The 20,410-nt window shown below is 64.7% G+C and carries 21 protein-coding genes; 18 read left to right on the top strand and 3 right to left on the bottom strand.

All coding sequences use genetic code 11. The features are described 5' to 3' along the window. The 16 genes from BRPE64_RS29995 to BRPE64_RS29920 all read left to right on the top strand — a co-directional run bounded on the left by BRPE64_RS29995 (position 1) and on the right by BRPE64_RS29920 (position 16,562). On the top strand, positions 1 to 561 hold the full coding sequence (locus tag BRPE64_RS29995; protein WP_016348768.1) for an MSMEG_0567/Sll0786 family nitrogen starvation N-acetyltransferase: 561 nt from the start codon (positions 1 to 3) through the stop codon (positions 559 to 561). Next, positions 558 to 1,517 carry a sll0787 family AIR synthase-like protein gene (locus BRPE64_RS29990; RefSeq protein ID WP_016348767.1) on the top strand — a complete coding sequence of 320 codons (960 nt, stop codon included), beginning with the start codon at positions 558 to 560 and terminating at the stop codon, positions 1,515 to 1,517. Before BRPE64_RS29995 ends, BRPE64_RS29990 begins: the two co-directional genes overlap by 4 nt. Continuing rightward, positions 1,505 to 2,689, top strand: coding sequence for an MSMEG_0565 family glycosyltransferase (locus BRPE64_RS29985; protein WP_016348766.1), 1,185 nt, complete (start codon positions 1,505 to 1,507; stop codon positions 2,687 to 2,689). Before BRPE64_RS29990 ends, BRPE64_RS29985 begins: the two co-directional genes overlap by 13 nt. Before the next feature lie 2 nt (positions 2,690 to 2,691). Continuing rightward, the gene (locus BRPE64_RS29980; protein ID WP_044043600.1) at positions 2,692 to 2,976 is read left to right on the top strand and encodes an MSMEG_0570 family nitrogen starvation response protein; all 285 of its coding nucleotides are present in this window, start codon (positions 2,692 to 2,694) and stop codon (positions 2,974 to 2,976) included. A gap of 56 nt (positions 2,977 to 3,032) precedes the next feature. After that, complete coding sequence (locus tag BRPE64_RS29975; protein ID WP_016348764.1) at positions 3,033 to 4,346, top strand: MSMEG_0569 family flavin-dependent oxidoreductase; 1,314 nt, start codon at positions 3,033 to 3,035, stop codon at positions 4,344 to 4,346. 9 nt (positions 4,347 to 4,355) lie between these two features. After that, a complete protein-coding gene (locus tag BRPE64_RS29970; protein WP_016348763.1) occupies positions 4,356 to 5,165 on the top strand; it encodes a Pnap_2097 family protein in 810 nt (269 codons plus the stop codon). Further along, positions 5,162 to 7,384, top strand: a complete 2,223-nt coding sequence (gene scpA, locus BRPE64_RS29965; RefSeq protein WP_016348762.1) for a methylmalonyl-CoA mutase — start codon at positions 5,162 to 5,164, stop codon at positions 7,382 to 7,384. The genes BRPE64_RS29970 and scpA overlap by 4 nt, the downstream gene beginning before the upstream one ends. Positions 7,385 to 7,685: 301 nt before the next feature. After that, positions 7,686 to 8,318 carry a TetR/AcrR family transcriptional regulator gene (locus BRPE64_RS29960; RefSeq protein ID WP_016348761.1) on the top strand — a complete coding sequence of 211 codons (633 nt, stop codon included), beginning with the start codon at positions 7,686 to 7,688 and terminating at the stop codon, positions 8,316 to 8,318. 133 nt (positions 8,319 to 8,451) lie between these two features. Further along, a complete protein-coding gene (locus BRPE64_RS29955) occupies positions 8,452 to 9,537 on the top strand; it encodes an alpha/beta fold hydrolase (RefSeq protein WP_016348760.1) in 1,086 nt (361 codons plus the stop codon). A gap of 234 nt (positions 9,538 to 9,771) precedes the next feature. Beyond that, positions 9,772 to 10,752 carry a hypothetical protein gene (locus BRPE64_RS29950; RefSeq protein ID WP_044043906.1) on the top strand — a complete coding sequence of 327 codons (981 nt, stop codon included), beginning with the start codon at positions 9,772 to 9,774 and terminating at the stop codon, positions 10,750 to 10,752. A gap of 251 nt (positions 10,753 to 11,003) precedes the next feature. After that, entirely contained in the window at positions 11,004 to 11,762 is a 759-nt protein-coding gene (locus tag BRPE64_RS29945; protein ID WP_016348758.1) for a flagellar brake protein, read from the top strand. Positions 11,763 to 11,827: 65 nt separating this feature from the next. Beyond that, positions 11,828 to 12,169 carry a hypothetical protein gene (locus tag BRPE64_RS29940; RefSeq protein ID WP_016348757.1) on the top strand — a complete coding sequence of 114 codons (342 nt, stop codon included), beginning with the start codon at positions 11,828 to 11,830 and terminating at the stop codon, positions 12,167 to 12,169. 86 nt (positions 12,170 to 12,255) lie between these two features. Beyond that, a complete protein-coding gene (locus BRPE64_RS29935) occupies positions 12,256 to 12,921 on the top strand; it encodes a MarC family protein (RefSeq protein WP_016348756.1) in 666 nt (221 codons plus the stop codon). A gap of 96 nt (positions 12,922 to 13,017) precedes the next feature. Next, a complete protein-coding gene (gene araD / locus BRPE64_RS29930) occupies positions 13,018 to 14,763 on the top strand; it encodes an L-arabinonate dehydratase (RefSeq protein ID WP_016348755.1) in 1,746 nt (581 codons plus the stop codon). A 10-nt stretch (positions 14,764 to 14,773) separates the two neighbouring features. Then, positions 14,774 to 15,502 carry a ribonuclease activity regulator RraA gene (locus tag BRPE64_RS29925; protein WP_016348754.1) on the top strand — a complete coding sequence of 243 codons (729 nt, stop codon included), beginning with the start codon at positions 14,774 to 14,776 and terminating at the stop codon, positions 15,500 to 15,502. A gap of 43 nt (positions 15,503 to 15,545) precedes the next feature. Beyond that, positions 15,546 to 16,562, top strand: a complete 1,017-nt coding sequence (locus BRPE64_RS29920) for a LacI family DNA-binding transcriptional regulator (RefSeq protein WP_016348753.1) — start codon at positions 15,546 to 15,548, stop codon at positions 16,560 to 16,562. A gap of 6 nt (positions 16,563 to 16,568) precedes the next feature. Here the strand turns inward: BRPE64_RS29920 and BRPE64_RS29915 are convergent, their stop codons facing one another. Both BRPE64_RS29915 and nudC read right to left on the bottom strand, forming a co-directional pair. After that, positions 16,569 to 17,153 (bottom strand): histidine phosphatase family protein, encoded by a 585-nt coding sequence (locus tag BRPE64_RS29915; RefSeq protein ID WP_044043903.1) that lies wholly within the window; start codon positions 17,151 to 17,153, stop codon positions 16,569 to 16,571. A 34-nt stretch (positions 17,154 to 17,187) separates the two neighbouring features. Further along, positions 17,188 to 18,114: an NAD(+) diphosphatase gene (nudC, locus tag BRPE64_RS29910; RefSeq protein WP_016348751.1), complete on the bottom strand. Its 927-nt coding sequence runs from the start codon at positions 18,112 to 18,114 to the stop codon at positions 17,188 to 17,190. A 152-nt stretch (positions 18,115 to 18,266) separates the two neighbouring features. Here nudC and BRPE64_RS29905 point away from each other — a divergent pair, with 152 nt between their 5' ends. After that, positions 18,267 to 18,971, top strand: a complete 705-nt coding sequence (locus tag BRPE64_RS29905; RefSeq protein WP_016348750.1) for a glutathione S-transferase family protein — start codon at positions 18,267 to 18,269, stop codon at positions 18,969 to 18,971. A 12-nt stretch (positions 18,972 to 18,983) separates the two neighbouring features. On the opposite strand, the gene BRPE64_RS29900 is transcribed toward BRPE64_RS29905, so the two are convergent. Further along, the gene (locus tag BRPE64_RS29900; protein WP_044043584.1) at positions 18,984 to 19,535 is read right to left on the bottom strand and encodes a response regulator; all 552 of its coding nucleotides are present in this window, start codon (positions 19,533 to 19,535) and stop codon (positions 18,984 to 18,986) included. Positions 19,536 to 19,744: 209 nt separating this feature from the next. Here BRPE64_RS29900 and BRPE64_RS29895 point away from each other — a divergent pair, with 209 nt between their 5' ends. Next, positions 19,745 to 20,404 (top strand): glutathione S-transferase family protein, encoded by a 660-nt coding sequence (locus BRPE64_RS29895; RefSeq protein ID WP_016348748.1) that lies wholly within the window; start codon positions 19,745 to 19,747, stop codon positions 20,402 to 20,404. Positions 20,405 to 20,410 lie beyond the last annotated feature (6 nt).

Genomic DNA, 20,410 nt, shown 5'->3' with positions numbered 1-20,410 from the left:
ATGTTCGTCGAAGCCATGGAAGGCGATGCGTTCGAACTCGACTTCACGCCGGTCGAATACCGCGTGAAATGGGCGACGCTGGCGTGGGAAGCGAACGAAGCGTACAAGCTGCGGCGCGCGGTGTTCTGCATCGAGCAGGGCGTGTTCGTCGGCGACGATCGCGACGACATCGACGAACGCGCACAACTGCTGGTCGCGCTGAGTTGCGTCGCGGGCATGCCGGAGCAAGTGGTCGGCACGGTGCGCATTCATGAGACGGAACCGGGCGTGTGGTTCGGCTCGCGGCTTGCAGTGCATGCGGCGTTTCGTTCGCACGGCAAGATCGGTTCGACGCTGATCCGGCTCGCGGTGTCGAGCGCGCATGCACTCGGCTGCGAGACGTTCCTTGCGCATGTGCAGGCGCAGAACGTGCCGCTGTTCCGGCGCTTGCGCTGGGACACGCAGCAGGAAGAGACGCTCTTCGGCCGCGCACATCATCTGATGCGCGCGCAACTCGATGCGTATCCGCCATGCGTCACGCCGCAAAGCGGTTTCGTCGCGCTGGCGCGGAGGCTGCCGTGAACTCGCTCGCTGCGTTGGTCGAGCGTTTGCGCGAGAGCCGCGGCTTTCGTCACAAGCACGATATCTCGCAGGTTCTCGCGCGTTTGCCGGTCGGTGCGGCGGGCGCTTCACCTGTAGCAATCGGCGACGACTGCGCCGCGATTCCCGATGGCGACGGCTTCCTGCTCTTCGCAATCGAAGGCCTCGTCAGCGACTTCGTACGCACGATGCCGTGGTTCGCGGGCTATAGCGGCGTGATGGTGAACGTGAGCGATATCTACGCGATGGGCGGCCGCCCGCTCGCCGTCGTCGATGCATTGTGGAGCGGCAATGCCGATGACGCCGGCGCAGTTCTCGCGGGCATGGCAGCGGCCTCGGCGGCGTATGGCGTGCCGATTGTCGGCGGCCATAGCAACGTGCGCAGCGACGGCGCGCAACTCGCGGTCGCGATCGTCGGACGGGCGCGCAAGCTGCTGACGAGTTTCGACGCGCGCCCCGGCGATGCGCTCGTGATGGCCGTCGATCTGCGCGGCAAGTTTGAAGAACCGTATCCGTTCTGGAACGCATCGGTGGGTGCACCCGAAGCCCGCGCCCGCGCCGATTTCGAACTGCTGCCCGCGCTCGCCGAAGACGGCCTGTGCGATGCCGCGAAGGACATCAGCATGGCAGGCGCGCTCGGCACCGCGTTGATGTTGCTCGAATGCTCGAAGGTCGGCGCGCGCATCGATCTCGATGCGTTGCCGCGTCCCGCCGATGTCGATTTTGAGCGATGGCTCGCGGCGTTTCCGAGCTTCGGCTTCGTGCTTTCCGTGCGGCGCGATCATGTCGATGAAGTGCTCGCGCGCTTTGCATCCCGTTCGCTGGCAAGCGCCGTGATCGGCGAAGTGGATGCGTCGCACGAAGTCGTGGTGACGCGGGGCCGCGATTCCGCGCTGTTGTGGAACTTGCGCGAGGAGCCGTTCATATGCGCGCGATAAACCCGCTGCGTATCGCGCTGCTCACGCATTCGGTGAATCCGCGCGGCGGCGTTGTGCATACGCTCGAACTCGCACGCGCATTGCACAAACTCGGACACGATGTCACCGTGTTCGCACCCGCGCGCGCAGGTGAGGCGATGTTTCGCGCATCGCCTTGCCGTATCGTGCTGGCGCGGGTTGCGGGTGTGCGAGGACTCGTCGGCATGGTCGATGAACGCATTCGCGCATTGAAGCTGGCGCTCGCGGATGAGCATGCAGCGCGCTTCGACGTGTTGCATGCGCAGGACAGCATCGGCGGCAATGCGCTTGCCGAGTTGAAGCAGCAAGGTGCGGTCGGCGGCTTCGTCCGCACGGTTCATCATCTCGATCATTTCGACGATGCGCAACTCGCGCGCTGGCAACGCCGCGCATGGCAAGACGCCGATACGGTGCTATGCGTGAGCGACACATGGACGCGCACGATGCGCGACGCCTACGGCATAGCGGCGCAAACGGTCGCGAACGGCATCGACGCATCGCGCTACGGTGCGTGCGCGGACCGCGACAAGCAAACGCTTCGCGAGCGCCTCGGCATCGGCGCGGGACCGGTCGTGCTTGCGGTGGGCGGCATCGAGGAACGCAAGAATACGTCGATGCTGCTCGAAGCCTTCGCGTTATTGCGTGCGCAACGACCGTCCGCGCAACTCGTGCTTGCGGGCGGCGCGAGCCTGCTCGATCACGATGCCTACACGCGCCGCTTTCTCGCGCGCGCCGCCGAATTGCAACTCGACGTGAGCGGCACGAACACGCCAGTGATCGTCACGGGCGCACTCGACGATGCCGCAATGCCCGCGCTCTACCGCGTGGCCGATGCGGTCTCGATGGTCTCGCTGCGCGAAGGCTTCGGGCTCGTCGTGCTCGAGGCGCTGGCGAGCGCGCGGCCGGTTGTCGTGTCGCGTATCGCGCCGTTCACCGAATATCTCGACGATGCAACTTGCCGCTTCGCCGATCCGCACGATGCACATTCGATCGCCGATGCGCTGTCGCACGCGCTCGAAGGCAGCGGCGGCATCGACTTCGATCATGCGGTGCCTGCGCTATTGAAGCGCTTTACGTGGCAAGCCAGCGCCCTGCGTCATCTCGACATCTACAGCAAGCAACTCACCCGTAATCAACTCATTGGCGAGGCCTGAACATGCCAGTCATGCACTTTCGGATACGTTGGCCGGATGGCGTCGAAGCGAATTGCTATTCGCCATCGACGGTTGTCGGCGAATTTTTCACGGCGGGCGAAAGCTATGCCATCGGCGATTTCGTCGCGCGTTCGCGCAAGGCGCTGAACATCGGCTCGGAGCGTGTGCGCGAGAAATACGGCTTCGCGTGTTCGGCCGCGCTCGATCAACTTGCACGCATCGAAGAAGACGCGCGCCGCTTCACGCAAACGCACGACGCGCGCGTGACCGTGCTCGGGCTCGAATGACTCAGGAATGACTCACGAATGACTCAATCGTCGAATTTGTCGAAGGAGAAGCGGAAATGTCGAATATCGATTCAATCCAGACGGCGGCGCATTACAGCGTGATCGTCATCGGCGGCGGGCAGGCGGGGCTTTCGGTCAGCTATTTTTTGCAGCAGGCGAACATCGATCATCTCGTGCTCGAAAAGCACAGCGTGACGCACACATGGCGCACGCAACGCTGGGACAGGTTCTGTCTCGTGACGCCCAACTGGCAATGCGCGCTGCCGGGGCATGCGTATGACGGCGCGGACCCGCACGGCTTCATGAAGAAGGACGAGATCATCGCGTATCTCGATGCGTTCATCGCCAAGGTGAACGCGCCGGTGCTCGAAGGCGCGGCGGTCACGCGCGTGACGCGCGATGCGCAAGCGCGTTACATCGTGACGAGCACGCGCGGCACGTTCACGGCGGATCAGATCGTGGTTGCATCGGGCGGCTATCACACGCCGATCGTGCCGCGCATGGCCGAGCGTTTGCCGCAGAGCGTCGTCCAAGTGCAGTCGTCGGAGTATCGCAATGCCGACGCGCTGCCGCCTGGCGCCGTGCTCGTGGTCGGCTCGGGTCAGTCGGGCGCGCAGATCGCGGAAGATTTGCATCTGTCGGGACGCAAGGTGCATCTCGCGGTCGGCGAGGCGCCGCGTTGTGCGCGCTTTTATCGCGGCCGCGATGTGGTCGACTGGCTCGCGGACATGCGCTATTACGACATGCCCGTGACCGATCATCCGTTGCGCGAAGGCGTGCGCGACAACACCAATCATTACGTGACCGGCCGCGACGGCGGACGCGACATCGACCTGCGCCGCTTCGCGCTCGAAGGCATGGAGTTGTTCGGCCGGCTGGAAGATTTCCGCGACGGCAAGCTGCGTTTCGCACCGAACCTGCGCGCGAATCTCGACGACGCGGACGATACTTATAACCGCATCAACGCGAGCATCGACGGCTTCATCGAGAAGCACGGCATCGACGCGCCGCCCGCCGCGCGTTACGAACCGCTCTGGCAACCGTCGCACGAACGCGCGGAACTGGATTTGCAGGCGAGCGGTATCGCTGCGGTGGTGTGGTGCATCGGCTTCACGCCGGACTTCGGCTGGCTCGATGCGCCGGTCTTCAACGGGCGCGGGTATCCGTCGCACATGCGTGGCGTGACGGCCGTGCCGGGACTGTATTTCGTCGGCTTGCCGTGGCTGCATACGTGGGGTTCGGGGCGCTTTTCGGGCGTGGCGCGCGATGCGCAATATATCGTCGATGCCATCTGCGCGGAACGTGCGAGCGCGCCGGATCGCGTGTTGCTTGCGTCGCCTGCTTCGCGTGCTTCGATCACGTGCGCGTGAAGGAACCTCATGCCTCATCACGACGATACGTATCGCGCGGGCATGCCGCAGTTGAACATCGCCGGGCTCTCGGAGAACTGGCTGCTCAAGGAATGCGGCGACCGTCACTGGGATGCGCTTTCGCGCGAGACGCAAAGCGATTTCATCTCCGATGAAGGCAGCCGCGCCTATGCCGCCTTCACGTCGATCAGACTGCGCGCGAACGGCATGCACGAACTACGCGAGAACGATACGTTCCGCATTCGCAGCGAGCTTTCGCGCATCGGACCGGTGCGGCATTTCAGCGAGCATCGCGTGGCGGGCACGACTGGAACCATCGCCCATGTGTCGATGATGTCCACCTTCGTGCACCGCACCGAATCGCGGACTAACCGCTCGGTCGCGCGTGCGAGCTTCGCGAATCTTCGAGGCCATATCGCGCCGATGAATGCGCATATCGCCGACATGCAGGACGCCGCGCGCCGCTTTCGCCTGCGCGAAGCCGATACGGATTTGCCCGAGACAGCGTGCGCGTCCATCGATTTTTTTCCGTGCCCCTATAACGATTTCAACGGCGCCGACTTTCTCTACTTCGCGAGTTTTCAGGGCTTCGTCGATCGCGCGGAATGGCAGACGTGGCGTCTTGCGGACACGCCCACGCTTGTGTCGCGCGAGTTGCACTATCACGGCAACATCGACGTGGGCGATAGCTTGCGGCTGACGTTCCGCCGCGCGTGCATCGACGATACGCGCGTCGCGCACTGGTGCGAGATCGAGCGCGCGAGCGACGGCAAAAAGATCGCCGATGTGCTCACGCACAAGGCGCGGAGGCGCGCATGAGCGGCGTTCGGCATCGACGCGTGCCGCTGAAGCCGCTCTATACATCGGCCGATCTCGACGGCCTTGCGCACTTGCATTCGCAGCCCGGCGTCGCACCGTTCGTGCGCGGACCTTATACGTCGATGTACACGAGCAAGCCGTGGACCATTCGCCAGTATGCGGGCTATGCCGACGCCGCCGATTCCAATCTCGCGTTTCGCCGCGCGCTCGAACGCGGCGCGCAAGGGTTGTCCGTTGCGTTCGATCTGCCGACCCAGCGCGGCTACGATTCCACCGATGAAGCGGCGCGCGCCGATGTCGGCCTGGCGGGCGTGGCGATCGATACCGTCGACGATATGACGCGTCTGTTCGAAGGCATCGCGCTCGAACGCGTCTCCGTCTCGATGACGATGAACGGAGCCGTGCTGCCCGTGCTCGCGGCGTTCATCGTTGCGGCGGAGGAGCGCGGCATCGGAATGGAATCGCTTTCGGGCACCGTGCAGAACGACATCCTCAAGGAGTTCATGGTGCGCAACGCGTGGGTGTTCGCGCCGGAACCGTCGCTGCGCATTGTCGCGGATATTGCGCGGTTTCTCGGTGAGCACATGCCGCGTTTCAAGGCGCTTTCCGTGTCCGGCTATCACTTTCAGGAAGCGGGCGCGGATGCATCGCTGGAACTGGCGCTGACTTTCGCCAACGCGCGCACGTACCTTCGTTCGATGCGTTCGCGCGGCCTGTGCGCCGATACCGTCTGCGAGCAGTTGAGCTTTTTCTTCGGCACCGGCACGGACTTCTATACGGAGATCGCGAAGCTGCGTGCGGCGCGGCTCATGTGGTCGGACATCGCGGAACAAGAGGGCGCGCGCACGGCGAAGAGCCGCGCGCTGCGCATGCATTGTCAGACATCGGGCTGGTCGCTGAGCCCGGTGCGCACGCAAAACAATATCGTGCGCACGACCGTCGAGGCGATGGCTGCCGTGTTCGGCGGCACGCAGTCGCTGCACACGAACGCGCATGACGAGGCGCTTGCGTTGCCGTCGGCATCGGCGGCGCAGCTTGCGCGCGACACGCAGTTGATTCTTCAGCACGAAATGGGCTTGTGCGATGTGATCGATCCGTGGGCCGGCTCATACATGATGGAATCGCTGACGGCGGGGCTCGTCGATCAGGCGCGCGCGCTCATCGACGAAATCGATGCGCACGGCGGCGCGCTCGAAGCGATACGCACCGGCTGGGTGCAGCGTCGTATCCGCGAGAGCGCGGCGGCGACGCAGGCGCGCATCGATGCGGGCGAACAGGTGATCGTCGGCACGAACGCGTTTGTCGCGTCCGAATGCGATGACGACGCGCCCGCGTGCCTCGCCATCGACGGCGAGCGCGTCCGCGTGCAGCAGTCGCGCAGAATCGCCGAAGTCAGACGCCGCCGCGACGATACACGCGTGCGCTCAACACTGGCCGCTCTGACGCGCGCCGCCCGCGACGACGATGGCAACCTGCTCGAAGCCGCGCTCGATTGCATGCGCGCGCGAGCGACGGTCGGCGAATGCACGCGCGCGCTCGAAGCGGTGTGGCCGCGCCATGTGCAGATCGCGGGCGCATCGTCCGAAATTTATGGCGCCACTCGCCGCGACGATGATGCATGGCGCGCCGCATGCGCACAGGTCGCGCGTCTCGCGCACACGCTACGCAGAAAGCCGCGCGTGCTGATCGCAAAGTTGGGACTGGACGGACACGATCGCGGCGCCAGCGTGATTGCCGCTGCGCTCGCGGACGCGGGTTTTCAAGTGACGACGAGCGGACTATTCGCATCGCCTGTGCAGGCCGCCACGCTTGCTGCAGAGGAATGCTTCGATGTGGTCGGTGTGTCGTCGCTGGCGGGAGCGCATGTCGCGCTGGTGTCCGCACTCATGCGGGAACTCGCCGCGCGCAATGTGCGGGCGCCCGTAGTTGTCGGTGGAATCGTGCCGGACGACGATGCGCGCACGTTACGCACGCTCGGCGTCGCCGACATATTCGGTCCAGGCTCGACGATGCATGCGATTGTCGAGCGACTGGTCTCGCTGATTCAAAAGAGCGAGAAGGCTTACTTGACCGATGCGGTGTTCATCGGACGGGCGGAATCGGCGGGCAGCACCGAGGTCAGCACATTGGCGGGCACATGCTGCGCGTCTTCCTTCGACACCGCGCCGACGAACTTCCAGCCGGCCGGCATCTTGACGAACGTGAAACCGGTGGGCTGATCGACGAAGACGGAGTACGGCGCGGGCGACGCAGCCGGCGCGTCGGTCTGGGCAAACGTGACCAACGGGCTGGCAAGCAACAACGCGGCGGCAAGCGCGGACAAGGTCGATTTCATGGGAATACGCTCCAAAAGTAGTAGTTCGCGATTTATGTGACGATCAATACAGATATTTAAACATCCGGCCGGGACAAGGTCCAGTTATTTTGTTACGATCGACACATAATTCAGAATTGCGTCCGGCTGAACAATGGCAGGCACGGCGATTCATACGACTAAAAATGCGAATAAGGGAGCGAGACATGTCGTCGGCAGCACAGGAGACGCATCACAAGGCGCGCGGCCGCCCGCGCGAGTTCGACCGCGAGGCGGCGCTCAGATGCGCAATGAACGTGTTCTGGGACAAGGGCTACGACACCTGCTCGATGGCCGATCTCGTCGATGCCATGGGCATCAATTCGCCGAGCCTTTACGCCGCGTTCGGCAGCAAGGAAGACCTGTATCGCGAGGCGGTGGATCTGTATATCGACGCCGAAGGCGGCGCGGCGTTGCGCCAGTTGCTCGCGCACGAGTCGGTGAGCGAAGGCCTGCGCGCAATGTTTCGCACGAGCGCCGAGCTTTTTACCGGCTCGGCGAATCCGCGCGGCTGCATGATCTTTCTCGGCGCGATGTCGGTCGGCGCCGAGCACGCGCAATTACGCGCCGAATTGCACGAGCGCAGGCGCCGGGTTGCGGGCATTGTCGCGGAGCGGTTGGCGCGGGCGGTCGAAAACGGCGAACTCGACCCGCGCACCAACGTCCCGGCGCTCGCCGCGCTGTGCATGACGCTGTTCGCGGGTTTGTCGATTCAGGCGCAGGACGGCGTGCGCCGGGCGGCGCTGTTCGCGGCAATCGAACAGTTCGTCGCGACGCTGCCGGTGCGCGCGCAATCCTGAACGCAACAGGCTGACGCCGCGCGCCAGCTTACGATATTGACTTTCCAAACGTTTACGCGCGAGCATGGGCAGTCGCGCGCGAATGCCGTGCGGCCATCGCTTTGTACGTAGTCCATACTTACATTTTTCATCGATGGTGACGCGCCCGCCCACGCCTCGTCAGCAGATCCGCCTGTGCACGGCCAGCGACGGCGTGCGCATCGCGTACGCGACGTGCGGCTCCGGCCCTCCGCTCATCAAGGCGGCGAACTGGCTCAGTCATCTGGAACTGGATTTCACGAGTCCGGTCTGGAGCCATCTGATGGTCGAGCTGTGCGGACGGCATCAGTTGATTCGCTACGATCAGCGCGGCTGCGGCCTCTCGGATCATGACGTTGCCGATATTTCCTTCGACGCCTGGTTGCGCGATCTCGAAACGGTGGTCGAAGCGAGCGGGCTCGAACGCTTTCCGTTGCTCGGCATATCGCAGGGTGCGTCGATTGCCATCGCGTATGCGGTCGCGCATCCGGAACGCGTGACGCATCTCGTGCTGCACGGCGGCTATGCGCGCGGCCGGCTCAAGCGCACCCGCGATCCCGCGCAGCACGAGGAAGCCGAGATGCTCGTCAAACTCGCGGAACTCGGCTGGGGCAAGCACAATCCCGCTTTCCGCCAGTTTTTCACGACGCAGTTCATCCCTGGCGGCACGCCCGCGCAGCACCACTGGTTCAACGAACTCGAACGGCTCACGACCACGCCGCGCAACGCCGCGCGCATCATGCGCGTGTTCAATGAAATCGACGTGGTCGATCTGCTGCCGCGCGTGGAATGCCCGACGCTCGTGCTGCACGCAAGCGGCGACGCGCGCGTGCCCTTCGACGAAAGCCGTCTGCTCGCCGGACAGATTCCCGGCGCGCGTTTCGTGCCGCTGGAAAGCGAGAATCATCTGGTGCTCGAAAGCGACGCCGCGTGGCAGCGGTGGCGCGAGGAAGTGCACGCATTTTTGCCGTCGGCGCCGGCGATCGATCCCGCGTTTTCCGCGTTGACGCCGCGCGAGCGCGATATCGTCGAATTGCTCGCCGGCGGGCGCGACAACGCGCAGATCGCCGCGCGTCTCGCGCTGAGCGAAAAGACCGTGCGCAATCACATCACCAGCATCTTCGCGAAGCTCGAAGTCGAGAGCCGGGCGCAGGCCATCGTGCTCGCGCGCCGCGCCGGGTTCGACGCACCCGCTGCCTGATCTGCTGCCTGACCTCGTCGGGACACTAGTCCCACTCATCAGCCGCCAAAACCTCGCGTCCCGGTTCGTGTCCGGGACAAGCGCCTCATGTGCGCAAGCGTGCATCTGCCGAGAATGCTTCGCAGAACGGTGACGCGACGCCTCCACTACGCCGACCTGTTCGACGTATCGAGCCGCCGCCCTGGCGGCCCGTTCATCCGCCGTCATCGACGCAGCATCATCCGGAGTTCGCATATGAATGCCGTTCACCCCGAGTTAAGCACCCTGAGCACGCAGCAGCGCTACGCCAAGTGCATCGAAGTGTCCCGCCGTATTCGCTGGGATATCGATCGCGACGTGTTGCGCGGCCGCCGCTTCGATCCCGCACACGCCTTCATGCCCGACGGGCTCAGCGAAGTGCATCGGCTGCCGTTTCTGGATGCGCGCGAACGCCGCCTGATGTCGCAGATTCAGGGCCGCACGTACGCCAACATGTTCGGCATGATCGAACGCTTCATCGGCGCGAAGATGATGGAAGTCGGCTGCGAACACGCGCTCGGCGATCAGACCGCGCTCGAGGCGATCGTCCGCTTCACCGACGAGGAACTGAAGCATCAGGAACTGTTCCGCCGCGTCGAGTCGCTCGCCGCCGAGGCGCTGCCGCCCGGCTACCGCTTCATTCCGCAGGCCGATGACGTCGCCACGTTCGTGCTCGGCAAATCGACGTGGTCGATTCTCGCGCTGACGTGCTGCATCGAGATCGTCACGCAGGTGCATTACCGGCAGAGCATCGAGGCCGACAGCACGTTGTCGCCGCTATTCAAGGACATCTTCCTGTTCCACTGGAAAGAGGAATCGCAGCACGCGATCATCGACGAACTGGAATGGATGCGCGAGGACGCGCGCATCAGCGACACGGCGCGCGATGCCGCCATCGGCGACCTGATCGAACTCGTCGCCGCGATCGACGGCATGTTGCAGGCGCAGGCCGTCGCCGACGCGCATTACTTCGTCACGCATCTCGACCGCGCTTTGTCCGGCGACGAAGAGGCGCGCGTGCATGCGGGGTTGCTGGATGCGTATCGCTGGCAGTACATCGTGTCGGGCGTCGATGAACCGCGCTTCGGCGAAGTGCTGGGGCGCGTGATCAGCGAGGCGCACGGCGAGCGGCTGGGCGCGGCGCTCGCGCCCCTGCGACGCCGTGCGCTCGCCAGCGAGGTCGATGTGCTTGCGTAATACGTTTTTGTGAAGCACACGAAGGCCGGACCATGCGTCCGGCCTTTTTCATCTGAGCAAAGAAAACGTAAGAAAGTGTCCTTTGCTGCCCTGCAAAACGCTGAATTAGCGTGGAAATCTAGTTGTTACTGACCGACTGAAGCCGGATTTTTCGTGCAACATATCTGACATCAGGCCGTCGCATCGAAGAAGCATGGGCGATGCCGCTCGCGCAGTTTGTCGTCCCAAACCGAAAATTAGATTGGACCATCATGCTCGCTGAACCGTTGCCGCACACATCCGACATCGAAAAATTCGCCGAAGATCACGAACGCTTCGCGCGTCACACGCCTTCCGAAATTTCCGTCTGCCTGCGCAGTCTCGCGCTGCGCCGCGACATGCTGACGGTGACGAGCGGACCCGACCAGATCGTCACGCAGTTGCTGGAAGTCGATGCCCGCGAGGCGCGCATCGTGTTCGACTGGGGCGGCGTGGAGTCGGACAACCGCGCGCTGCTCGCCGCGCGTCAGCTCTATTTCAAGGCCGCGCCGGAGGGCGTGCGCGTCGAGTTCACCACCGACGCCGCGCGCGCCGTGACCTACGAAGGCCGGCAGGCGTTCGAAGTCGATTTCCCGCGCAAGCTCTATCAGTTCCAGCGCCGCGAATACTTCCGCGTGCCGACGCCGATCCTCGATCCGTACTACGCCCGAGGCACCTACGCCGACGGCGAAGCCTTCCGCTACGAAGTGCACGACCTGTCGCTCGGCGGCGTCGCGTTGAGAATGGACACGGCGCGTCTGGCGGAAACGGAAGTCGGCACCGTGTTCGGCGATGTCACGCTGCATCTCGGTCCGGGCGCGGCCTTTTCCGTCGATCTCGAACTGATCTCGCCGCGCAGCGTCACGACGCCACGCGGCGATGTGCGTTATATCGTCGGATTCCGCTTCGTGCGGCTTTCCGGCGCGGCGGAGAACGTGCTGCAACGGCTCATCACGCGCATGGAAGCCAGACGACGCAGCCTGTCGGCATGATCCGGCCGCCGGCGCGGCGCGCGTGGGAGAGTAGAATGCGTGCCTCTTTCACTGCATCGCAACCCATGTTTCGCAAGGCCTGGCGCGGAGAAGAACGCTTCTGGAAAGTCTGGTGGCTGTTGGGCGTGCCGATCCACCTCGTCTGGTGGTTCGTCTACCTCGACCTCTGGATCAGCGGCCTCGCTCCCGAAACCTTCCTGCTGATCACCGTCTGGTTCTGGCCCGGCATGCTGGGCCTGTTCGCCGCGTGTGCCGCGCTCTATCTGCTGTGGTGCACGCTCGCGTGGCGCTGTTCCGGCAATGTCGATAACCGCATGTGGACGTACATCGCGCGCGTGCTGATCGGCGTCGGGCTCGGTTCGTTCCTGACCGAATGCGCGCTGATTCTCACGGCGCCGTTTGCCTGATTGCGGTTCGCCCGATTGCCGGTTCCCTGCACGCCGCGCGTGCCACGGGCACAATGCGGCCAAATGATGAACACACAATCGCCCGCATGCTCAACGAATTCGCCAAGACGGTTCTCGTGATCGTCGCCGGTCTGTTCCCGATCATCAATCCACCGGCGACGGCGCTCGTCGTGCTGAGCATGCTGCCGCATATCGGCGACGCGGATCGCGCCGAACTGGCGCGGCGCATATCGATCAACAGTTTCGCGATTTTGCTGGCGTCGCTGTCCATCGGCGCTTATGTGCTGTCGTTCTTCGGCATCTCGATTGCCGTGTTGCGGGTCGCGGGCGGCTTTGTCGTCGCGATGGCGGGCTGGGGCCTGCTCCAGGCACCCGACGACGACGATTCCGCCGAAACCGTGCCCAAGCCGCGCAGCGGCGCATCGCTGCGCGCGAAGGCGTTCTATCCGCTCACCTTGCCGATTACCGTCGGTCCGGGCGCGATTGCCGTCGCCATTGCGCTCGGCACCGGTTCGCCGCGCCACGGCCTGCAGCCGGTGCATCTCGCGGGCGTGGGCGTCGGGCTCGTGATTCTCTGCATCAGCATCTATGTGTGCGTGCGCTTCGCCGGGCATCTCGAACGGCTGCTCGGCACCGTCGGCACGCAGGTCGCCATGCGCCTGTTCGCGTTCGTGATCTTCTGCATCGGCGTGCAGATTCTGTGGCTCGGCTTGTCCGAACTGCTCTCGTCCGTCCAGCTCAACCTTAAATAAGCAATTCGTGGGGATAAACCCCAAGCGACGCTCGCGGATGACGGGGCTACCATTTTTTCGATTCGAATGGTAACGCTACCATCAAGGAGACGCTGTTTGACTTCCCACCGCAAGACGCCGGAGGAACTGCGCAGTCACCGTTGGTACGGCGTGAACGATCTGCGCTCGTTCGGGCATCGCTCGCGCACGGCGCAGATGGGCTATCACCCGTCGGACTACATGGGCAAGCCGGTCATCGCCGTGCTGAACACGTGGAGCGAGATCAACTCGTGCCACACGCATTTCAAGCAACGCGTCGAGGAAGTGAAGCGCGGCGTGTGGCAGGCGGGCGGCTTTCCCGTCGAAATGCCGGTGATGACGCTCGCCGAGCCGTTCCAGAAGCCGACCACCATGCTCTACCGCAATTTCCTCGCGATGGAAGTCGAGGAAGTGCTGCGCTCGTATCCGTTCGACGGCTGCGTGCTGATGGGCGGCTGCGACAAAACCACGCCCGGCCTGCTGATGGGCGCGATCAGCATGAATCTCCCCGCGATCTACCTTCCCGCCGGCCCGATGCTGCGCGGCGACTGGAACGGCCGCACGCTCGGCAGCGGCTCCGACACGTGGAAATACTGGGCGGAACTGCGCGCGGGCAAGATCAGCGAAGACGAGTGGAAGGGCGTGGAGAGCGGCATCGCGCGCTCGCCGGGCCATTGCATGACGATGGGCACCGCCTCCACCATGACGAGCGCCGCCGAAGCGCTGGGCCTGACGCTGCCGGGCTTCGCGTCGATTCCGGCGGTCGATTCGCGGCACGCGCAGCACGCGTCGCTGACGGGACAGCGCATCGTCGAGATGGTGTGGACGGACCTCAAGCCGTCCGACATCCTCACGCCGAAAGCCTTCGACAACGCGGTGACGACCGTGCTCGCGATGTCCGGCTCGACCAACGCGATCGTGCATCTGGTGGCGGTTGCGCGGCGCGCGGGCGTGCCGCTCACGACCGCGCGTTTCGACGAACTCGCGCGCGTGACGCCGGTGATCGGCAATATCCGTCCGGCGGGCAAGTACCTGATGGAAGACTTCTTCTACGCGGGCGGCCTGCGCGCGCTGCTCGCGGAACTCGGCGATCTGATCGACGGCTCGCAACGCACCGTCAATGGCCGCACGCTCGGCGAAAACATCGCGGGCGCCGAGATTTTCAACGACGACGTGATTCGCCGCCGCGACAATCCTCTCGTCCCGAACGACGGCCTCGCCGTGCTCACCGGCAATCTCGCGCCGGACGGCGCCGTCATCAAACCCGCCGCGATGGAAGCGCACTTGCTGAAACATCGCGGTCCGGCGGTCGTGTTCCGCGATTACGCCGACATGGCCGCGCGCATCGACGACGAAACGCTCGACATCACCGCCGATTCCGTGATCGTGCTCAAGCATGCGGGGCCGGTCGGCGCGCCGGGCATGCCGGAATGGGGCCAGTTACCGATCCCGCAAAAGCTTTTGAAGCAAGGCGTGCGCGACATGGTGCGCATCTCGGACGCGCGCATGAGCGGCACGAGTTACGGCGCGTGCGTGCTGCACGTGGCGCCGGAATCGTTCGTCGGCGGGCCGCTCGCGCTGGTGAAGGACGGCGATATCGTCGAACTGGACGTGCCCGCGCGCCGCCTGCATCTCGATGTGAGCGACGAAGAACTCGCCGCGCGCCGCGCCGCATGGAAGCCGCCGAAGCGTCCGTTCGAGCGCGGTTTCGGCGTGATGCATCAACTGCATGTGACGCAGGCCGACAAGGGCTGCGACTTCGATTTCCTCGAAGAGCGCATCGAAGAACACACCACGTCCGGCGATGAACCCGAGATCCACTGAGCGCAACTCCATGACGATGACGAACATCTCCGACGACACCATCGAACTGCTGCGCCACGTCAGCACCGCGACGCTCACGACGCAGCTTTTCAAGCGCGGCCTGCGCAACGTGTTTCTGCAAGGCGTCGCGCCGCTCGTGAAACCCGCGAAGGGCGCGCCGAACATGGTCGGGCCCGCGTTCACGCTGCGCAATATCCCGGCGCGCGAAGATCTGGATCACGTCGGCGTGTTTCAGGACCCGGACCATCCGCAGCGCAAAGCCGTCGAGACCGCGCCGCCGGGCAGCGTGCTCGTGCAGGATTGCCGCGGCGAACGCGGCGTCGCATCGACGGGTTCGATTCTCACGACGCGCCTCAAGATTCGCGGCGTCGCGGGCATGGTGTCGGACGGCTGCGTGCGCGACAGCGGCACCATCGGCGATATCGGGCTGCCGCTGTTTTGCGCGGGCGCGAGCGCCACGCTCAATCTCGCAAAGCATCACGCTGTCGACATGGACGTGCCGATCGCGTGCGGCGGCGTGGCGGTGTATCCGGGCGATATCGTCGTCGGCGATGTGGACGGCGTCGTGATCGTGCCGCGTCATATGGCCGAGGAAGTCGCGCGGGACTCGGCCGAGCAGGAAATCATGGAGGAGTTTCTGTCGGCGCGCGTGGAGGGCGGCGCGGTGCTGCGCGGCACTTATCCGCCGAACGAGGAAACGCTCGCCGCTTACCGGGCGTGGCGGGCGCAGCGCGGCTGAGCTTGCGCATTACGCTTGTGACGCTCATCACGCAGGAGACGCCATGGCGACTCGCACGGGCGCGAAAGGCATTCGCATTACCGACGTGGCCGCGGCGGCGGGCGTCGCGCCGATCACTGTGTCGCGTGTTTTCAATGCGCCCGATACCGTCGCGCCGGAAACGCTCGCCCGCGTGCGCCGGGCCGTCGCCGAACTGGGCTATGTGCCGAACCGGCTTGCGGGCGGATTGTCGTCGGCGAAATCGCGGCTGATCGCGGCGATCGTGCCGACGCTCGCGCACTCGCTCTTCTCGGAAACGATCCAGGTCTTCAGCGATACGATGTCGCGCGCCGGTTATCAGGTGCTGCTCGGCCTGTCCGGTTACGGCGACACGGACCAGAATGAACACGAAGGCCCGCTCCTCGATGCGATGCTGAGCCGCCGTCCGGAAGGCGTGCTGCTGACGGGCGTGGCGCATACCGCGACGCTGCGCGAGCGCCTGCGCAAGCTCGCCATTCCGATCGTGGAAACGTGGGACATGAGCGACGATCCTATCGACATGCTCGTCGGCTTTTCGCATTACCGGATCGGCGTGGCCGTGGCCGAACGCTTTCTCGCACGCGGCGCGCGCCGGCCCGCGCTCGTGTCCGCCAACGATCAGCGGGCGCTCGCGCGGCGGCGCGGCTTCGTCGAGACGCTGGCACAACGTGGCATCGCCGATGTCGCCGAAATGTTGATGCCGCCGCCCAGTTCCGTTGCGCTCGGCAAGGAAGGCTTGCGGCGCATTATCGAGGCGCGCGCGGGCGTCGATGCGATCTTCTGCAGTTCCGATCTGCTCGCGCTCGGCGTGGTGGCGGAGGCGCGGCGGCTCGCGATCGACATTCCGGGGCGCATTGCCGTGTGCGGCTTCGGCGCGCTCGAATTCACCGCCGACACGATTCCCGCGCTTACCACCGTACGCGTCGATGGCAGGCGCATCGGTGCGACGGCGGCGCGCTGTTTGATCGACCGGCTCGACGGCGCGACGGAGCGCACCTGTGTGGATGTGGGGTTCGAGCTGGTCGAGCGGGAAACGCTGTGAGTGGGCCTACGGCAACAAATTCCACTTAAGAATAGCCCGCACCTCGCGCTCGAACCCAAGCACGCTCATGGCGGCGGTATCCATCGCGAGATGCGCGCCGAGCGCGGGCGAGCCGGTCGCCCATTGCGCGCCGAACACGCGCGAAAAGTGCGCGTGCGAGAACAGCGCGATATTCGTCGCGTTCGTGGCGATCAGTTTGTCGATAAGCGCCTGCGCGCGCCGTCCGATATCCGCGAGATTTTCGCCTTGCGGAATCGGCGACGTCCACACGGACCAGTCCGGAATCTCCTGGCGAATGTCCGGCGTCTTGCGCCCTTCGTAGACGCCGTAGTTCCATTCGTGCAACTCCGGCTCGACCTGCGCGCCTTCGCCGAGACCGGCGAGCCGGCAAGTTTCGATCGCGCGGCCCATCGGGCTCGTCAGCACGAGATCGAAACGCTGCGCCGCCAGAACGGGCGCGAGCGCCGCCGCCTGCTTGCGGCCCTCGTCGGTGAGCGGCACGTCGGTCGTGCCGGTGTGCTGGCCCGACTTGCTCCACTCGGTTTCCCCATGCCTTATCAGCCAGATATGGACGCCGCCTTTCTCGCTCATGTCGTTCACCCTGTGTCTGAAAAAAACCGGCGCGTCAGGCGATTTCGCCCGTCGCGAATGCCTTCAGCAAATGATGCGCGATCGCGAACGGCTTCGGCGCGGACAGTCCTTGCTCATGCGTGCCGTCGAGCATCGCGGCGACTTCGGCGCGCGAGAACCAGCGCGCATCTTCGAGTTCCTTTTCATCGACGACGATCTCCGTTTCCGTCGTGCGCGCGAAGCAGCCGATCATCAGCGACGACGGAAACGGCCACGGCTGCGACGCGAAATAACGCACGTCCGTGCAGCGGATGCCCGATTCCTCCAGCACTTCGCGAAACACCGCGTGCTCGAACGTTTCACCCGGTTCGATAAAGCCCGCGAGCGCCGAATACATGCCGGGCAGGAATTGCGGCTGACGGCCGAGCAGACAGCGCTCGCCGTCGCTGACGAGCATGATGACGACCGGATCGACACGCGGAAAATGCTGCGCGCCGCAATGGCCGCAGATGCGCCGCCAGCCCGCGCCCGCGGCATTCGTCGGCTGGCCGCAATTCGCGCAGAAACGGTGACGGCGATGCCAGTCCAGCATCGAGCGCGCTTCGCCGAGCGCGCTGACGAGCGGCGGCGCAACGAGCCCTTGCATCGCGATCGGGCGAAGTTCGACGGCTTCGATCGCATCGGCTTCGAGCTGGCTTTTTGCGGCGTTGTCGAGATCGAGGGCGAAAAGCGCGCGTTTGTCCGCGTCGAGGCCCAGAAACACCGTCTGCAAGGGCGCGCCGAGCGGCGCGGTTTCGCGCGCGTCGAACAGCGGATCGTGGCCGCCGGTCCGCTTGAACAGCGGCACGTTGTTCGCGAACAGCAGGAAGCGCGTGGACGGATCGTCGCGCAGCGAGGCGACGAACGCGTCGTCATCGCGCTTTTCCGAAACGCGGTCGAGCGGATCGAGCGTGAAACCGATGGCAAGAGGCGGCGTGGGCATAGTATTTTTCGTGTGTGGCGGCGCGCGGGCCGAACGCACGCGCGCGTGACGGGAAGATGCAGGAGCAACAGGGAATCGTAGCGAACTTGGCGCGTCCTTGCAGGGCGACGCCTCATTGCTGCGTCGGCCAACGCGTGTTCGCGGAGTCAACCATGATCGTGCTCTATTCGTATCCTCAGTTGTTCGGCCTGGAGGACAACAATCCGTTCGGGCTCAAGGTGTTCGCGTTCCTGAAGCTGGCGGGCTTGCCGTTCGAGCATCGTCATGTGATCGATACGAGCGCGGCGCCGCGCGGCCAGCTTCCGTATCTCGTCGATGACAACGTCACCGTCGGCGACAGCGATGCGATCATCGCGCACCTGAAGCGCAAATACGCGCTCACGCTCGACGACGCGCACACGCCCGAACAGCGCGACCTCGATCTGCTGATCCGCCGCACGCTCGACGATCTCTACTGGGTCATGTCGTATTCGCGCTGGCGCGACGACCGCTTCTGGCCGCGCTTTCGCGACGCGCTGCTGGCGGCGCTTCCGGATGTCGGCGCGGACGCGCTCGAAGGCGCGCGGCAGTACAACTTCGAGCGTTATCGCTATCAGGGCATCGGCCGATACGAACCCGACGACGCCTACGCGCGCGGCATCGGCGATCTTCAGGCGGTGGCGAACCGGTTGGGCGACCAGCCGTTCATGTTCGGCGCGTCGCCCGCGAGCATCGACGCCGCCGTGTATGGCTTCGTCGCGAATATTTATTTCTACGATATCGATACGCCGCTCAGGCGCTTCGTTGCTGCTCAGGACAATTTCGTGCGGCATTGCCGCGCGATGCGCGAACGCATGGGACAAAGCGCGGCGCCGTGAGCCGCCTTCACATTACGTTCGCCCGACGACCTGCCTGATGTTCAGACGCATGTTGCCGTAGTCCGGGCTTGCGTCGGCGGGCTCTGCGGGAGCGGCTATCACTATGGGCGCCTCCGCGACAGGCTGCGAACACGCCGCGATGCGCGTCGAGACGACATGTTTCGCGCCGGACAGCACGCGGTCGCAGACGCGTTCGAAGGCGCGCGCATCGTCGAGCACGCTTGCTATGCCTGTTGCGCCTGCGCGCTGCATCGCGACGAGGGCCGCCGGATCGCGCTCGTCGGTGAAGATGACGACCGGCGTATCCGGGCGCAACGCCCGCACCGCGCGCAGCAGCGCGAACGCGTCGTCGCCTTGGCCTTCGATATCTTCGATATTTTCGATGCCGCCGCTCAGCACGATCAGATCGCATTCGACGGATGCCAGCGCGTCGATCAACTGCGCGCCGTCGGCAACGCTCGCGGCCAGATCGAAGCGCCCGCGCGCACGGAACCAGTGCTGCAATCCCGCCACGACCACAGGCCGGCTCTCCGCCACGACGATTCTGATCCTGTATGCGCGCATGATGATTCGTGAGCCGTCTGGAGTAAAACCGGGCACGTTAGCAAACGCCTTACGCCGGTTGCGCCGCACAACAAAATTTTGCATTTTCACGGGGCTGACGTGTCGATTCCGCGACCAGCCGTTCGTCGTGTCGACAAGAGGCGCAGTGAGACGGCACGCGTCTGTCGCGCCGCATTCGAAATCTGTCCGACAACACGGAGACTTGTCAGATGAGCCTGCAACTGTATGCGCACCCTTTCTCCTCCTACTGCCAGAAGGTCCTGACGGCGCTCTACGAAAACGGCACGCCGTTTGAATGGCGCGCGCTGACGCCCGAGACGCCGCAATCAATGCGCGAACTCAGCGAAATATGGCCGATGAGACGCTTTCCTGTACTAGTGGATGACGGAAGGCATGTAATCGAATCGACGATCATCATCGAATATCTGGGATTGTTTCATCCCGGGCCGGTGCGGCTGATTCCTGAAGATCCGCGCGCCGCGCTCGAGGTGCGCTGGATGGACCGCTTCTTCGACAACTACGTCGCGACGCCGCAGCAGAAGATCGTCTTCGATGCCATGCGCGCCGAAAACGAACGCGATGCGCGCGGTGTCGCCGACGCCCGCGCGATGCTCGACACGTCCTACGCGTTCCTCGACCGCGTGATGGCCACGCGCGAATGGGCCGCCGGCAACGCGTTCAGCCTCGCCGATTGCGCCGCCGCGCCGTTCCTGTTTTATGCGGACTGGTGCCATCGAATCGGCGCGGAGTTTGCGAACGTGATCGCGTATCGCAAGCGACTGCTCGCGCGGCCGTCGTTCGCGCGCGCGGTCGATGAAGCGCGGCCGTATCGGGCGCTGTTTCCGCTCGGCGCGCCGGATCGCGATTGAATCTGT

It is taken from the genome of Caballeronia insecticola, from assembly GCF_000402035.1.
GTDB classification, from domain to species: domain Bacteria; phylum Pseudomonadota; class Gammaproteobacteria; order Burkholderiales; family Burkholderiaceae; genus Caballeronia; species Caballeronia insecticola.
This window is presented reverse-complemented; position numbering and strand designations above follow the sequence as displayed.

Excerpts from the sequence above, each read along its gene's own strand:
- BRPE64_RS29975 (WP_016348764.1), top strand. The coding sequence starts at position 3,033 with ATGTCGAATATCGATTCAATCCAGACGGCGGCGCATTACAGCGTGATC.
- BRPE64_RS29905 (WP_016348750.1), top strand. The coding sequence starts at position 18,267 with ATGATCGTGCTCTATTCGTATCCTCAGTTGTTCGGCCTGGAGGACAAC.
- scpA (WP_016348762.1), top strand. The coding sequence starts at position 5,162 with ATGAGCGGCGTTCGGCATCGACGCGTGCCGCTGAAGCCGCTCTATACA.
- BRPE64_RS29915 (WP_044043903.1), bottom strand. The coding sequence starts at position 17,153 with ATGAGCGAGAAAGGCGGCGTCCATATCTGGCTGATAAGGCATGGGGAA.
- nudC (WP_016348751.1), bottom strand. The coding sequence starts at position 18,114 with ATGCCCACGCCGCCTCTTGCCATCGGTTTCACGCTCGATCCGCTCGAC.
- BRPE64_RS29945 (WP_016348758.1), top strand. The coding sequence starts at position 11,004 with ATGCTCGCTGAACCGTTGCCGCACACATCCGACATCGAAAAATTCGCC.
- BRPE64_RS29995 (WP_016348768.1), top strand. The coding sequence starts at position 1 with ATGTTCGTCGAAGCCATGGAAGGCGATGCGTTCGAACTCGACTTCACG.
- BRPE64_RS29925 (WP_016348754.1), top strand. The coding sequence starts at position 14,774 with ATGACGATGACGAACATCTCCGACGACACCATCGAACTGCTGCGCCAC.
- BRPE64_RS29970 (WP_016348763.1), top strand. The coding sequence starts at position 4,356 with ATGCCTCATCACGACGATACGTATCGCGCGGGCATGCCGCAGTTGAAC.
- BRPE64_RS29960 (WP_016348761.1), top strand. The coding sequence starts at position 7,686 with ATGTCGTCGGCAGCACAGGAGACGCATCACAAGGCGCGCGGCCGCCCG.
- BRPE64_RS29920 (WP_016348753.1), top strand. The coding sequence starts at position 15,546 with ATGGCGACTCGCACGGGCGCGAAAGGCATTCGCATTACCGACGTGGCC.
- BRPE64_RS29950 (WP_044043906.1), top strand. The coding sequence starts at position 9,772 with ATGAATGCCGTTCACCCCGAGTTAAGCACCCTGAGCACGCAGCAGCGC.
- BRPE64_RS29935 (WP_016348756.1), top strand. The coding sequence starts at position 12,256 with ATGCTCAACGAATTCGCCAAGACGGTTCTCGTGATCGTCGCCGGTCTG.
- BRPE64_RS29900 (WP_044043584.1), bottom strand. The coding sequence starts at position 19,535 with ATGCGCGCATACAGGATCAGAATCGTCGTGGCGGAGAGCCGGCCTGTG.
- BRPE64_RS29980 (WP_044043600.1), top strand. The coding sequence starts at position 2,692 with ATGCCAGTCATGCACTTTCGGATACGTTGGCCGGATGGCGTCGAAGCG.
- BRPE64_RS29955 (WP_016348760.1), top strand. The coding sequence starts at position 8,452 with ATGGTGACGCGCCCGCCCACGCCTCGTCAGCAGATCCGCCTGTGCACG.
- BRPE64_RS29895 (WP_016348748.1), top strand. The coding sequence starts at position 19,745 with ATGAGCCTGCAACTGTATGCGCACCCTTTCTCCTCCTACTGCCAGAAG.
- BRPE64_RS29940 (WP_016348757.1), top strand. The coding sequence starts at position 11,828 with ATGTTTCGCAAGGCCTGGCGCGGAGAAGAACGCTTCTGGAAAGTCTGG.
- BRPE64_RS29985 (WP_016348766.1), top strand. The coding sequence starts at position 1,505 with ATGCGCGCGATAAACCCGCTGCGTATCGCGCTGCTCACGCATTCGGTG.